Genomic DNA, 13,053 nt, shown 5'->3' on the forward strand with positions numbered 1-13,053 from the left:
CTAATGAGATGCACATAAAGGGGGAATATGGCGGTGCAACTGCGTTTCTGGGAAACGCCGCTGCAGTTTGGCACCAACGTATGCAATTATAATTTCTGAACCAGCATATTGAGAGAATTCACGCAGTTCTGGAGGTACTCGTCTTTAACCCGAACGCGGCGTCCCATCACGTCGGCGCGGCCAGCACGTTGCGCGTAGAACGGGCAGCCACGAGCGAAAGCCACAACGCCAGCCGTCTGGAAGTCGCGAACCTCCACCAACGCCTCCGAAGTATCAGTGAAGTTGAACATATCGGGGTGCTGGGAAATTAGGACGGATACGTCTGTGTCGATCGATCGCAGCACGGCGGAGTATGCCGACGCAGATCCCATGTACTGAGTCAGTCGGTTCTTTGCGATGACATGTACTTTCGGCAGAGCTCGGTTGGCCTCGCGCAGTTTCGTTGCAAAAGCGTACTGGGAATAGATTGCTGATGGTAGCTTGAGTCCGTAGACCAGAGAGAAGGCGTTCTGAATAGCGCGACGCGAGGAGTCGTCAGCCATTACTGGCAGCACAAGACGATCGGCGGCTGACAGTGCAACCTGAGTGTAGATAGAGAACGAAGGATTCGCATCGATGAATACGACGTCGTATTCATCGCGAATCGTGTCTAATAGGTCTTTGAGCCAGTCAATGATGGCAAGCCATGCGTTAGTTCCTGGCACGGTTGTGCTCGCTAAGGTTGACATGGCGGTGCTTTGCAGCTCAAGGAGAGGGTCTCCTGCAATGAGATCGATGTTCTGCGGGATTTGATTATTATGGTCGGCAGGATGCGAAATGTATGCGTCCGCACTAATCTGTGGTGGCGAGAATGGAGCCGGCAGGCGCCGCTCGAAGTAACCACCGATCGTGCGGCGCGTTGCTTCTCCTTGTAAAGCTAGGAGTTTGGTGCTGCCGCCGTGCGCAAGTCCTCCGAGCATCAGCTCGGAGAGGTTCGCTTGGGGGCAAACATCGATAGCTAGGATGCGTTCATCTGGGTGTTCGTGTGCGTAGGTGGTAACGCTCTGGAAGCACAGGCTTGTCTTGCCGGTGCCGCCCTTGTTGTTCCAATAGGCATATGTCAGCACGCTAAATCCAATCGTTGAGTACTTTGCTAGCGTACCATTAAGGCTTCAATGTAGTCCATTTTGGACATTTCTTCCGGCCCGAAAGTCTAGAAGTGTTGTGTTGTCAATTTGAGTGCAGATTCTCAGGCGGGATTGTTATCGAGTTGCCGTATATAAAGTGAACGGTTTCTGAGCGTAAGGAGCACCTTTTCTGTACAAGGCGGGTCAACTGATTAGCTGCTCTGACAAGGTGGTTTACCTATGCATTTTGTCAAGCAGGTTGCACTGCCGGAGAATTGTCAAGCGACCCGGCACGGATCAGTGCGAGCAACACCCTCAGCCAGCGCAATCAATGCCTGGGTGTGGTGTTTGCCTTGGGCTCGTCTCCGATCATGAAAGGCGTGGCTGGCGGGGTTGAATCGAATGGACGCGAACGCGGAAGGGAACGGCGCTCGTTTCAAGCGTTTATTGCCAGAATGGCTGACGTGTTCGGAGTTGGTCGAGGTCCCCGATTGGCGAATGCTTTGCCGGAGGTCTCGTCGATGAAGTCCGAGGCAGTCCTGACAGTGACCCTTGGTATGGAAGCCAGGACCGGGCAAAGAGGGTGGGCCTCCACCATGGACTCCATATGCGTGGCTACGACCATCCGTTGAGCATGTAGAGCGATCAGCTGCCGGGCATTGGTGACGCTCAACAAAAAGGCGTGATTAAGCTATTAAGAGTCAACTGTCGGACTACGGAAGGGCTAGGCTCCGCTGTACTGCTCGAAGCGCGTCAGCGGGGTTTCCCCGGACTCTGCCAGTCGCTGCAGGGTGGACAGGCGCGGGCCTAGGGCGCTGCCGAAGCGCTGGTCCCAGTGGTCGAACTCGTCGGTTGCCAGCGCGCGCCGGGCATGGTGCACCCAGTTCGGGTTGTCCAGCATCTCGCGTCCCAGCAGCACGATGTCCGCGTCCTGGTCTTCGATCATCCGGCTGGCCTGCTCCGGATCCACGATGAAGCCCACACAGGCCACGACCGCGTCGGTTTCCGCCTTGATGGCCCGGGCGAAGTCCGCATGGAAGCCGAAACCGCGGCGCACGCGGGTGTCGCTGGAGCGGTCGGTGGTGATGCCCCCGGAAGAGGTGTCGATGACGTCCACGCCGGCGGCGTTCGCGTGCCGGGAGAACTCGACGATGTCCTCGATGCCCAGGCCGCCGTCCAGCACGCCGTCCACCGAGGACACCCGGTAGGCCAGGATGATCTCGTCGCCGATGGCCTCGCGGATGGCGCGGATGACCTCCAGCGGGTAGCGCATGCGCCCGGCGGTGTCCCCGCCGTAGCAGTCGGTGCGGGTGTTGGAAATGGGGGAGAGGAAGGAGTGCAGCAGGTAGCCGTGGGCCCCATGCAGCTCGATGTAGCGGAAGCCCGCCTCGGCAGCGCGGCGCGCTGCGGATGCCCACTGGGCCACCGACTCGGCGATCTCCGCCTCGCTCAGCTCGTGCGGCACCGGCCAGTTCGGGCCGGCCGGCAAGGCCGAGGGGCCGACGGTCTGCCACGGCGGGTTGCCCGCCTGAGCGTCCGTCTCATCCAGCGGGGCGCCGGCATGCCACGGCTCGCGCACCGAGGCGCGGCGGCCTGCATGGCCCAGCTGGATGCCGGGGACCGAACCGTGGGCGTCGAGCAGGCTCGCGATGCGGGCCATGCCCTCCACGTGGGCGTCGTCCCACAGGCCCAGGTCGAAATGGGAGATGCGGCCGCGCGGCTCGATGGCCGTCGCCTCGACGATGACCAGCCCCGCGCCGCCCAGAGCGAAGCGCCCCAGATGCGCCAGGTGGAAGTCGCTGGCAAAGCCGTCAACCGCGGCGTACATGCACATGGGCGAAACGCCGGCCCGCAACGGCAGCGTGGTGCCGCGGATGGTCAGGGGCGTAAAAAGCGCCCGGTCCTCGGTGTTTGCTGTGCGCGCGTCAATAGTCATGCCAGCACTCTACCGAGCAGCCGGGCGGCCCGGGCCGCCAGTCCCATTTCCCGGAACCGCCAGCTCAGCGCCGTGCGGTGTCCCGCGACGAAGGAAGCATCAGGGCCAGCACCGAGGCGAACAGGCAACTGGCGGCGACGGCTGCGAAGGCAAGCGCCAGGCCGGCCTGGGTCAGGAACTGCGACCCTCCGGCGGACACCGCGAAGCCGGAGAGCAGGACGGCGAACAGGGCGCTGGCGGCGGCCCCGGAGAAGGTGCGGATCAGCGAGTTGATGCCGTTCGCTGCCGCGGCATCCTGCGCCGGGCTGTACCCCATGACCAGTGCGGGCATGGCCGCGAAACTCAGTGCCGTGCCCACGCCCACCAGCGCCGCGCCAACCACGATGGCGGTGAGTGAGCCGTGCGTGAACAGGCGGAAGACGAAGGACAGCGACATGACCAGCGCACCCAGGGCCAGCACCTTGCGGCCGTCGATGCGGTTGAGCAGCATGCCGGCCACCGGTGAAAGCCCGGCCATGGTCAGCGATGCCGGGATCATGACCAGCCCGGCGTCCACCGGGCTGAGGCCCAGCCCGGAGCCGAGGCCCGCCGGGGCCTGCACCTCGTGGGCGGTCAGCAGGTGGTTGGCGAACATTCCGGCGGTGGCGAAGAAGGTGGCGATGTTGGTCAGCAGTACCGGACGGCGGAAGGCGGTGCGCAGATCGACGACCGGGCGGGCGCTGCGCAGCTGCTGCGGAATCCACAGGCAGGCTGCCAGGATCCCGAGGCCTGAAATCACCGTGAGCGGCAGCGGATGCGTGCTCCACCAGCCGGACTTCGAGAGGACAAACAAAACGCTGCCCAGCACCACCGACAATCCCAGCGCACCGAGCACGTCGAACCGTCCGCCGGGGTAGGCGCCCGCATCGCGGACCAATGCCAGTGCGCCGGCCATGGCCAGGATCCCTCCGGCGGCGGAGAACACGAAGATCCCCGAGGTGCCCAGGGCGCTGCTGCCCAGGATCCCGGAGAGCAGCAGCCCGGTGGCCGACCCCAGTCCGACGGTGGCGCTCATGACGGCGATCGCGGTACCGGCACGGCCCGCCGGCATGATGTCGCGCAGCAGGCTGATGCCGATGGGGACGATGGAGGAGGCGCAGCCCTGCAGCGCGCGTCCTGACAGTACCCAGCCGAAGCCCGGCCCCGCCGCGGCCGTCAGCGAACCGGCCACCAGCAGTCCCAAGGCGACCAGCAGCAGGCGCCGCCTGCCGTACATGTCCGCCATGCGCGAGAGCACCGGGGTGCCCACGGCCCCGGCGAGGAGGGTAATCGTCACCAGCCACGAAGCATCCTCCGCCGAGACCCCGAGGTCTTCAGAGAAGCTGGGCAGCGACGGGACGACCAACGTGAACTGCATGGAGGAGAGCATGCCGCTGACGGCAAGCAGGAGGACAGTGGGCCACCGGGCGGCGGCCCACTTGGCCTGGGGCTCGCCGGTTTCGAGGCTGCGGGTAGCGCTCATGGCAGCAACCGGCGCTCGCCGGCGGTTGGGCTGGCTACGGCGATGGAAGTCATTGGGCGGCGCTGGATTCAAGGAAGGTGCGGAAGACTTCCGGCAGGCGGATGGCTTTCTGCTCGGGGCTGACGGTCACCAGCCAATTGGAGGCGGTCGCCACTAGGGTCTGGTCGCTGCGCCTCCACATCTGGAAGTCGAAGCGGACCGAGCAATTCCCGATTTCACCGACCCGCAGCTCGATGGTGATTTCCTCGAAGAGTCTGGCCGCTTGCAGGTAGTCGCAGTGGGTGGCCCGTGACACCGTCCACCAGCCGAAGCGTTCCAGCAAGGTGTCCTGGCGGAATCCGTTGAGCAGCAGCCACTCGGTCTGCAAGGCTTCCATGCGCGGGAACCAGGTGGCGTAGTACAGAATCCCGGCGGGGTCGGTGTCCGCGTAGCTCAGGCGCTGGGTGTGCTCGTGCACGGGTTTGAGTGTCGTAGTTGATGCGGCGGAATTAGTCTGCATATGCCTGTGAATCCCCTTGAATTGCTTGTCGTGGGAGGTGCTGTGATCTGCAAAATTTTCCCAACCAACCAAACGCATGCTTGGTATTGAGAGATTAAGCCTTTATGCTCAATGTAGCAAGCGTTAGGTTGATGGTTCGCCGCACCGGAAGCAAACCTCGGATCCACCCCGGCTTTCCGGCGAATCGACGGCTATCTGGCCATTCTCGATGATCGAGCCGTCTCGGGAGCCCGGCTTCGTCCCCGCGAACCATCACACGCAAACAACTATCGGCACACGGTGGGCTGGTCATCCCAGCGGCACCGCTGTTGAGAAGAAGGGCGGGAAAACGATGTCAGTCGTTATTGACCTCAAGGATCGGGTGGTGCTCGTTACGGGCGGCGCCCGCGGAGTCGGTGCCGGAATCACCCAGGCGTTTCTCGACGCCGGGGCAATCGTGGAGATCTGCGGCCGCAGCCTCCCGGCGGCCGACGGAATCAGCGAACATCCTTCGGTGCACTTCACCCAGCTGGATGTGCGCAACGCAGAGCAGGTCCAGGACTGGGTTGCCGACGTGCACAGCCGCCGCGGCCGCATTGACGTTGCCGTCAACAATGCCGGCGGATCGCCCTTCGGGCGTTTCGAAAAGGGTTCGGCCCGCTACCTGCAGGCGATCACGGAACTGAACTTCCTCTCGGCCGCGCACGTCGCCAGCGCTGTGCTGCCGGTGATGATGCGCCAGCCGGAGAAGGGTTCCATCGTGAACATCACCTCCATCAGTGCCCGTCGTCCGAGCCCGGGCACCGCGGTGTACGGCGCGGCCAAGGCGGCACTGGAGAGCCTGACCGGAAGTCTCGCCGTGGAGTGGGCTCCGCATATCCGCGTTAACGCGGTCAGCTGCGGCTTGGTCGCCACCGAGGGCGCGGTGGGCCACTACGGCGACGAGGAAAGCTTCGCACGCGTGGCTGCAACTATCCCGCGCGGGCAGCTCGCTGCCCCGAGCGAGATCGGCGCGGCCTGCGTCATGCTCGCTTCGGACATGGCATCCCACATCACCGGCGCGGTGCTGGACGTGGACGGCGGCGGGGAATGGCCTGCCTTCCTGGCGCACACCCCGAATGCCGACGAACTGAAACCACTTGAACTTGAAGTAGAAGGAGCACTCTAATGGCAGAGGCAGTTATTGTTTCAGCGGCGCGTTCGCCGATCGGCCGAGCCTACAAGGGCTCGCTGCGCGAAATGCGCGGCGACGACCTGGCCGCGCAGATGGTCCAGGCAGCGCTCAATGCGGTGCCGGAGCTGGACCAGCACACCATCAACGACCTGATGATGGGCTGCGCGCAGCCGGCAGGCGAGCAGGGCTACAACATCGCCCGCATGGTCGCCATGCAGCTGGGCCTGGACTCGGTTCCTGGCACCACGGTGCACCGCTACTGCTCGTCCTCGCTGCAGACCACCCGCATGGCATTCCACGCCATCAAGGCCGGTGAAGGCGATGTCTTCATTTCCGCCGGCGTGGAAACCGTGTCGCGCTTCGGCCTGGGCAAATCCGACGGCATGCCTGACACCAAGAACCCTGCCTTCTTCGCAGCCATGGACCGCACCAAGGCGCTGAACGAGGACGCCTCCTCGCGTTGGAGCGACCCGCGCGCCAAGGGCGAGCTGCCGGACATCTACATCGCCATGGGCGACACCGCGGAGAATGTCGCACAGCTGCGCGGCGTCTCCCGCGAAGCCCAGGACGAATGGGCAGTGCGAAGTCAGAACCTCGCCGAAGCCGCCGGATTGCGCGGATTCTGGGAAAAGGACATCACCCCGGTCACTCTGGGCGACGGCACCGTAGTGTCCACCGATGACGGACCGCGCGCCGGCGTGAAGCTGGAGAAGCTCGCCACCATGGCCCCGGTATTCCGCGAACACGGCACCGTGACCGCCGCGAACTGCTGCCCGCTGAACGACGGCGCCGCAGCACTGGTGATCATGAGTGATACCAAGGCCAAGGAACTGGGCCTGAAGCCGCTGGCACGCATTGTGTCCACCGGCGTGGCGGCCATGACCCCCGAGCTCATGGGCCTGGGTCCGGTCGATGCGGTGAAGCGCGCCCTGGCCAACGCCAGGATGTCGATCAGGGACATGGACATCATGGAGCTCAACGAGGCCTTCGCCGCCCAGGTGCTGCCGTCCATCGACGACATCGGCATCGACCCGGACAAGGTCAACGTCAACGGCGGCGCGATCGCCTTGGGCCACCCGTTCGGCATGACCGGCGCCCGCATGACCACCACCGCGATCCACGCGCTGCAGGAACGCGACGAGCAGTTCGCCGTGGAAACCATGTGCGTGGCCGGCGGCCAGGGCATGGCGCTGGTGCTGGAGCGCTTGAACTAACACCAATCCACGAGAACCGTCAGAACCGCGCATGCCTGGGGAGAAAATTCCCGAGGCGTGCGCGGTGTCGTCTGCATGTATGAGCCCGGCCCTGCTTTTTGTGGCGATCCAGAATCACACTGAAGTTTTGTGGCTTTGAATCTATGGCAATTCAAGGTTCTTGCGAATACGGCTAACGCTGATCGCCAACGGGCTGCGGTAATACATCCTCGATCATTCTTGCCACGACAAGTAGATCCTTTTCGTAATTGCGAACAATTTTCCCCTTGACGTTCTCAAAATCACGGTAGTCAATGATGAGCAGCGTCAATCCTTGCTCAGGAATCATTGTGGCCTTTTGGGCGTCGTATAGCTTGCGCTGTTCACCGCGCAGGTGCCCTGTTGCGGTGACCTTGTTGTCGAAGAATGGGACGGCCTCTGAGTGCTGTTTCTCGTGGTACTCGACCACGAGTCCCCGGTCTTCCCAATAGCCATCGACCGGGAGCGGCGCTCGGAGCCCGGTCTTTTTCGAAGGCAGTCCCAGAAGCCAATCGAATGTTTTCTGCTGCTCGCAACCAGAACCTAGCACTTCATTGCACAGTTTGAGTACGTAGTACTCATCGCTCTTTGCCCGTTTCGATGTCGGCTGCGGTTCGGGTGTGTACTTTGGTGGTTTGGGGAAATACCGGTCTGTTCCCGAACCCAACCCCCAAGCTTCGTCGAAGTCCCCGTAATCGCCGTAGGTGATGGGTAGATCCGTAAGTTTGCTGACCTGGCTCATGAGTTGTGAATACCAGTCCACGTAGGCGCGGTTTCCGGTTTCTTCGAAGCCACTTCGCTTCAGGGAAGGCATCGCATCGACAATGGCCTCGGCAACGTCGACGTGGCTCACATCGGCGGGGAATTGAATAGATTCGTTGAAGACATTTCCGTCGGCAGTTGTATACCGACATGACTCTTTCGCGTCGTAGGGAGCGCCAAACTCATCGCCGACGTGCCACTCGGTGACGTTGAAGATGATAATGCGCCAAGCGGTGCCCGAGACATTCCATCCGGGCAAGATTCTCAAGCCCCGGTACCCGAGACGGTGAAGCAGCCTGACTGCTTCCAAAATCCTGAGGGGGAGTTGCGGATCCATTGTCCTCCTTGAAACTGTCTACTTATCGAATGTTCCCACGGAGTTCCGACACACTAAAAGCCGGGCCGGGAAGCTGTGAAACAGCTCCCCGGCCCGGCTCAATCATTCGATTGACTAGCCTACTGGCTGCGGTGCCGGTACCTCACGATTGCGTACCGCGCGCGGGTCGATGACCTCGCGGATCAGGCGCAGCTCCTCGTCGGTTGGCAGGCGCGTTTCCGGCGCGTTGGAGGCATCCAGCGGGAAACCGGTGTTGTCGGTGACTTCCTGCGGATCCACGCCCGGGTGCACCGAGAGCACCTTCACGCGGCCATCCTCGTCGTAGTCGAGCACGGCGAGGTTGGTGATGATGACACCCAGGTGGTGATGCTTGAGACCGGCGGCCTTGGCGCGGTCGTTGCCCACGCCGGAGACCATGTCCACGGAAGGGACGAACAGGCGTGCGCTGTGGCGTGCAATCCAGTAGTCCACGCGGTGGTTGGCGGTATTGCCAGGGGCCCCGCGCACGCCGATGAGCTGGCGCTTCGGCTTGTCCCAGTCGCCGATCAGCGAGATGTTCTGGTTGCCGTACTGGTCGATCTGGCTCGCGCCCATGATGCTCTGGCGGCGGCCGGTGGCCACGATGTCGAAGATGCGGCGGAACGGAGCCCAGCCCTCGATGACACCGCCGGCGGAGGCCGGCTTGCCCAGCGGGGAAGCCTCGCTCATCATGAACGCCTCGCCGTCGCTGAGGATGATGTCCGGCGAGTGGGTCAGCTTGGCAAGGCGTGCGCCAATGGATGGGACAATGCCCACCGCATGGGCGAGCAGCTCGCCGGATTCGCGGTAGATGTCCGAGCAGGCTGCAACGCAGATCTCGGCAATGGTGACGTCGTTAGACATTGGCTTTCTCCTTTTCTGCGTGGAAGCGCTCGACGGCTGCATGGAATGCCGCCTCGTCGCCTGCCAGGAATTCTGCGGTGAAGGCATCCCACGCCGCCGGGTCCTTGGCGGATGCAGCGTAGTGCTTCTGGAAGACTTCGTCGCGGCCGTAATCGGGCTCGCAGGTGGTGAAGTGCGCACCGCGCGGGGTTTCGATGACGCCGGTGACGTACATGCGGCTGAGCATCAGCGTGTGGTACGAGCCTTCATCGAGCAGGTTCTCGGTCGGTACGATCTTCTCGGTGCTCACGAAGGTGCGGTCAGCGGCCATCGCGTAGAGGTCGTCGAAGTACGGATCCGGGCCCAGGAACTGGACGTTGCCGGCTGCGTCGGCGCGGTTGACGTGGATCAGCGCGACATCCATGCGGATGGCCGGAACTGCAACGTACTCGTCGTCCGAATAGGGCGACTTGACGGTCTTCAGGTGCTTGTTGGCCGGCAAGACGTCCGAACCGATACCTGCCAGGGTCGGCAGGAAGGAAAGGCGTGCGGCTCCGGCGCGCAGGCCGGTCACGAACATGCCCTCGTCGTATTCCTGCAGCTCCAGCTCGCCGCGTTCGCGGGCTGCGGTGAACAGCGGATCCAGCGGGATGCTGTCCAGGGTGACGAAGCCGTAGATCAGCTTCTTGACCTTGCCGGCCGCGACCAGCAATCCGACGTCCGGGCCGCCAAGAGAGACCACGGTCAGGTCCTTGACGTCGGTCCGCAGCAGTTCGCGGACGAAGGCCATGGGCTTGCGCCGCGAGCCCCAGCCGCCGATGCCGATGGTCATTCCAGACTTGATGGACGCTACCGCGTCACTGAGTTCCAATCGCTTGTCAGGCATTGGGTTTCCCTCATTTCTTCAACGAATAATAAACCTAGCGCTCGCTTGGTTGTAAGGCTAGCATGAATGAAATGAATTGGTCAGGGCAGTCCCATTGGCCAGCTATCGCACTGCTTTGGTTTTCGTGAAGCTTGCCGACTATGCAGGCGGGGAGTTCCAATGGATTCGTCCTGGTACTCAGACTTCGGTAGCCGCCGCACCAGGCGGCACCCTAGTAGTTGTCGGTGCGGCATCTATTTTCGCGTATAGGACGCTTTGCTACAGGACTCGCGTCAACGATGCCGATCACTGCTGGAATCGCGCGTAGTACGGGATGGATGTAGTTCACGGGAGTGCCGAGCAGACGGCTGCCGGAAGCTATCTCACCAAGTCGCTGATCGTCCCGTGGGCAAAAGTCACCCGGCCGGAGCCCGAGCGAAGAGGGCAAGGCGAGCGTGCCGGATCCTCTGGATGGCGGTTGTCAGGGAACGAAATAGAGATGCTGATCCGAATTCCCTAAAGTGCTTCGGAAGGCGGCGCTCCGGGCTCCTTGGCTGACAAAGAGAGAGGCGTTGTGATTGTTCATGCCGTTGCATTAGAGAACTTGGACCCGAACTCCGATAGGTGTTTCACCTGCCGGTGGCACAACTTCTGAGGCAAAACAAGGATCCGCTCGTAGAATGAGCGTGGGAGAGGAAGCTTCAGATGCGCCCAAAAAAGAAGGCCTCGGATACGGTTATTCAGCCAACGACCAAGGCTCGCCTGGTTAAACTTGGGGACAACTACATTGTGCTCGGCCAGAACAATGAGCCACTGACTGCAAGGTATCCCGCCGACAGCTTTCGATACATAACGGACGGGGCGAAGTCAGCCTACCAACTGGCTACCTTGGACGGTAAGAGGCCAAGCGACGCGATTATTGCCTTGGCAAATTACGTTCCTCCCGGACAAAGAACTGCATGACAAAAAGCCCCGCCAAATGATAGGGCTTTGTCGTAGCTAGAGGCGCTGTTGCCGGGGAAAGCCGGGGCTAGGCGCGGCCGCCTGGAGGGCCTAGGATCAGCATGACGGTGAAGATCAGTGCGACCATCACGACTGCGATCACCGCGGTCAGGATTGGGCGGCCGACCATCCAGCGGAACAGGGTGTCAATCCACTTGTCATCGTCCGGGTGGTCGCTCTTGGTGGTGCGCCATTCGCCTTCCAGGCGTCCCTGCTTCTCCAAGCGGCGTTCATAGGGAATCGTCAGGTAAGGGACGATCGAGGTGGCTGCGGCAAGCACGATGGATCGCTTGGTCCAGCGCTGGTTGATGCCGACGAGCACACCGGTGGCAACGTAGGACAGAAACACGAAACCGTGCATGAATCCGGCAATGGAAACCGGCCAGTCGCCCACCTTCACGACGTACTTCAACAGCATGGCGATAATCAGAAGCGTCCAGGTGACTGCCTCGGCCCGGGCAACGATGCGGAATAGGGTGCGTGGTGACATAACCTGATTTCTGTCCCTCGGGATTGCGAATAAGTCGGTTCTCCATTTAGAACCCACCCAAGTCTAACGGGCGCTCCTGTGTGCACAATTTGAACGATGGGCCGGCTACTGCTCCGGCAAGAGACGAAAAAACGCCATCCCGTCCGCCGCGAATCTGCGGCGGACGGGATGGCTGTTGCGAGGCCGAGGCGGTCAGGCCGCGGTCAGGCCCAGCAGTTCGCCGAGACGCTGGCGGTGCGTCCGAGCCTGCCCGAAGAGCTGGCTCGTGGCATGCGCACGCTTGAAGACCAGCTGGGCATCGTGCTCCCAGGTGATGGCGATGCCGCCATGCAGCTGCACGCACTCCGCGGCGATGTGGTCCAGCGCGTCCGAGCACCAGGCGGCGGCGGATGCAGCACGCTGCGGCAGGTCGTCGGCTCCGGTGCCGGCGGACCATGCGGCGGCCCAGGCTGCGGTGCGCGCGGTCTCCACCTGCACCAGCATGTCGGCCATGCGGTGCTTGAGCGCCTGGAAGGACCCGATGGCGCGGCCGAACTGCTCGCGCTGCTTGGAGTATTCAACCGTCATGTCCAGGCCGCGCCGGGCGGTGCCCGCCTGCCAGCAGGCCAGCGACACCAGGGCGATGTCGCGGACCTTGGCCAGGGCGGCCTCGGCGTCCAGGGCCAGCGCGCGGGCCGGCACCTGGTCCAGGGTGTAGGTGGCGAAGCGCAGGGTGGTGTCCACCGCAGGGGTGGAGATCCGCCCGATCGCTTCCGGATCCAGGATCTCGAAGATGCCCGGTCCGTTCTCGGTCTGGGCCACGGCCAGCACCAGGTTGGCGCCCAATCCGTCGATCACCAGGGTTGCCTCGCCGTTCAGCACCCAGTCCTCACCCTGCCGGGTGGCGGCAAGGTCGTTGGATGCGGGATCCCACCGGCCCTTGGAATCCGCCCAGGCGAGCGTGGCCAGGGTTTCGCCTTCGGCGATGCCCGGAAGCAGTCGCTCGCAGGCTGCGGCATTCCCGGATTCAAGGATGGCCGCGGTGGCCAGCACGGCCGAGGAGAGCAGCGGGGACGGAGCCAGGTGGTAGCCGAGGGTCTCCAGGACCAGTCCGGTTTCCAGCCAGCCGCACCCTGCCCCGCCGAATTCCTCCGGGACGGACAGGGACGCGACGCCGATTTCCTCGGCCAGCACCTGCCACAGCTGCGTGTCGTAGCCGAGCTCCGATTCGGCCGCGCTGCGCACGGCCAGCGGGTCGGCGTGGCGGGCCAGTACCGCGTGCAGGGTCTTGGCCAGTTCGTTTTGTTCGTCGGTGAGTGAGAAGTCCATG

Annotated in this window: 11 protein-coding genes and 1 pseudogene; 2 read left to right on the plus strand and 10 right to left on the minus strand. The window is 63.0% G+C overall.

Going from position 1 to position 13,053, the window contains the following annotated elements; genetic code table 11:
- Positions 1–86 precede the first annotated feature (86 nt).
- From IEY43_RS07775 to IEY43_RS07795, 5 genes and pseudogenes are all read right to left on the minus strand, one after another.
- Entirely contained in the window at positions 87–1,106 is a 1,020-nt protein-coding gene (locus tag IEY43_RS07775) for a ParA family protein (protein WP_209550355.1), read from the minus strand.
- 250 nt (positions 1,107–1,356) lie between these two features.
- Positions 1,357–1,764 (minus strand): annotated as a pseudogene (locus tag IEY43_RS07780) (IS110 family transposase); the annotation flags it as partial.
- Between the two features lie 66 nt (positions 1,765–1,830).
- Positions 1,831–3,042, minus strand: a complete 1,212-nt coding sequence (locus tag IEY43_RS07785) for an NADH:flavin oxidoreductase/NADH oxidase (RefSeq protein WP_188948035.1) — start codon at positions 3,040–3,042, stop codon at positions 1,831–1,833.
- Between the two features lie 64 nt (positions 3,043–3,106).
- Positions 3,107–4,543, minus strand: coding sequence for an MFS transporter (locus IEY43_RS07790; RefSeq protein ID WP_188948036.1), 1,437 nt, complete (start codon positions 4,541–4,543; stop codon positions 3,107–3,109).
- 49 nt (positions 4,544–4,592) lie between these two features.
- Positions 4,593–5,042: an acyl-CoA thioesterase gene (locus IEY43_RS07795; RefSeq protein ID WP_188948037.1), complete on the minus strand. Its 450-nt coding sequence runs from the start codon at positions 5,040–5,042 to the stop codon at positions 4,593–4,595.
- A gap of 331 nt (positions 5,043–5,373) precedes the next feature.
- Here IEY43_RS07795 and IEY43_RS07800 point away from each other — a divergent pair, with 331 nt between their 5' ends.
- Both IEY43_RS07800 and IEY43_RS07805 read left to right on the plus strand, forming a co-directional pair.
- The gene (locus IEY43_RS07800; protein WP_188948038.1) at positions 5,374–6,189 is read left to right on the plus strand and encodes an SDR family oxidoreductase; all 816 of its coding nucleotides are present in this window, start codon (positions 5,374–5,376) and stop codon (positions 6,187–6,189) included.
- On the plus strand, positions 6,189–7,409 hold the full coding sequence (locus tag IEY43_RS07805; protein WP_188948039.1) for an acetyl-CoA C-acetyltransferase: 1,221 nt from the start codon (positions 6,189–6,191) through the stop codon (positions 7,407–7,409). The genes IEY43_RS07800 and IEY43_RS07805 overlap by 1 nt, the downstream gene beginning before the upstream one ends.
- Positions 7,410–7,581: 172 nt before the next feature.
- Here IEY43_RS07805 and IEY43_RS18140 read toward each other — a convergent pair whose 3' ends face one another.
- The 5 genes from IEY43_RS18140 to IEY43_RS07830 all read right to left on the minus strand — a co-directional run bounded on the left by IEY43_RS18140 (position 7,582) and on the right by IEY43_RS07830 (position 13,052).
- Positions 7,582–8,526 (minus strand): hypothetical protein, encoded by a 945-nt coding sequence (locus IEY43_RS18140; protein ID WP_209550354.1) that lies wholly within the window; start codon positions 8,524–8,526, stop codon positions 7,582–7,584.
- A gap of 114 nt (positions 8,527–8,640) precedes the next feature.
- A complete protein-coding gene (locus IEY43_RS07815) occupies positions 8,641–9,408 on the minus strand; it encodes a CoA-transferase subunit beta (protein ID WP_188948040.1) in 768 nt (255 codons plus the stop codon).
- Positions 9,401–10,273 carry a CoA transferase subunit A gene (locus tag IEY43_RS07820; RefSeq protein ID WP_188948041.1) on the minus strand — a complete coding sequence of 291 codons (873 nt, stop codon included), beginning with the start codon at positions 10,271–10,273 and terminating at the stop codon, positions 9,401–9,403. The genes IEY43_RS07815 and IEY43_RS07820 overlap by 8 nt, the downstream gene beginning before the upstream one ends.
- A gap of 1,009 nt (positions 10,274–11,282) precedes the next feature.
- A complete protein-coding gene (locus IEY43_RS07825) occupies positions 11,283–11,744 on the minus strand; it encodes a DUF3817 domain-containing protein (RefSeq protein WP_188948042.1) in 462 nt (153 codons plus the stop codon).
- Positions 11,745–11,936: 192 nt separating this feature from the next.
- Positions 11,937–13,052, minus strand: a complete 1,116-nt coding sequence (locus IEY43_RS07830) for an acyl-CoA dehydrogenase family protein (RefSeq protein ID WP_188948043.1) — start codon at positions 13,050–13,052, stop codon at positions 11,937–11,939.
- Between the last annotated feature and the right edge of the window lies 1 nt (position 13,053).

The sequence above is a fragment of the Glutamicibacter protophormiae genome (genome assembly GCF_014647495.1).
GTDB classification, from domain to species: Bacteria; Actinomycetota; Actinomycetes; order Actinomycetales; family Micrococcaceae; genus Glutamicibacter; species Glutamicibacter protophormiae.

What these genes read in the sequence shown, in the direction of transcription:
- IEY43_RS07785 (WP_188948035.1), bottom strand. Translation starts at nt 3,042, where the DNA reads ATGACTATTGACGCGCGCACAGCAAACACCGAGGACCGGGCGCTTTTT.
- IEY43_RS07790 (WP_188948036.1), bottom strand. Translation starts at nt 4,543, where the DNA reads ATGAGCGCTACCCGCAGCCTCGAAACCGGCGAGCCCCAGGCCAAGTGG.
- IEY43_RS07795 (WP_188948037.1), bottom strand. Translation starts at nt 5,042, where the DNA reads ATGCAGACTAATTCCGCCGCATCAACTACGACACTCAAACCCGTGCAC.
- IEY43_RS07800 (WP_188948038.1), top strand. Translation starts at nt 5,374, where the DNA reads ATGTCAGTCGTTATTGACCTCAAGGATCGGGTGGTGCTCGTTACGGGC.
- IEY43_RS07805 (WP_188948039.1), top strand. Translation starts at nt 6,189, where the DNA reads ATGGCAGAGGCAGTTATTGTTTCAGCGGCGCGTTCGCCGATCGGCCGA.
- IEY43_RS18140 (WP_209550354.1), bottom strand. Translation starts at nt 8,526, where the DNA reads ATGGATCCGCAACTCCCCCTCAGGATTTTGGAAGCAGTCAGGCTGCTT.
- IEY43_RS07815 (WP_188948040.1), bottom strand. Translation starts at nt 9,408, where the DNA reads ATGTCTAACGACGTCACCATTGCCGAGATCTGCGTTGCAGCCTGCTCG.
- IEY43_RS07820 (WP_188948041.1), bottom strand. Translation starts at nt 10,273, where the DNA reads ATGCCTGACAAGCGATTGGAACTCAGTGACGCGGTAGCGTCCATCAAG.
- IEY43_RS07825 (WP_188948042.1), bottom strand. Translation starts at nt 11,744, where the DNA reads ATGTCACCACGCACCCTATTCCGCATCGTTGCCCGGGCCGAGGCAGTC.
- IEY43_RS07830 (WP_188948043.1), bottom strand. Translation starts at nt 13,052, where the DNA reads ATGGACTTCTCACTCACCGACGAACAAAACGAACTGGCCAAGACCCTG.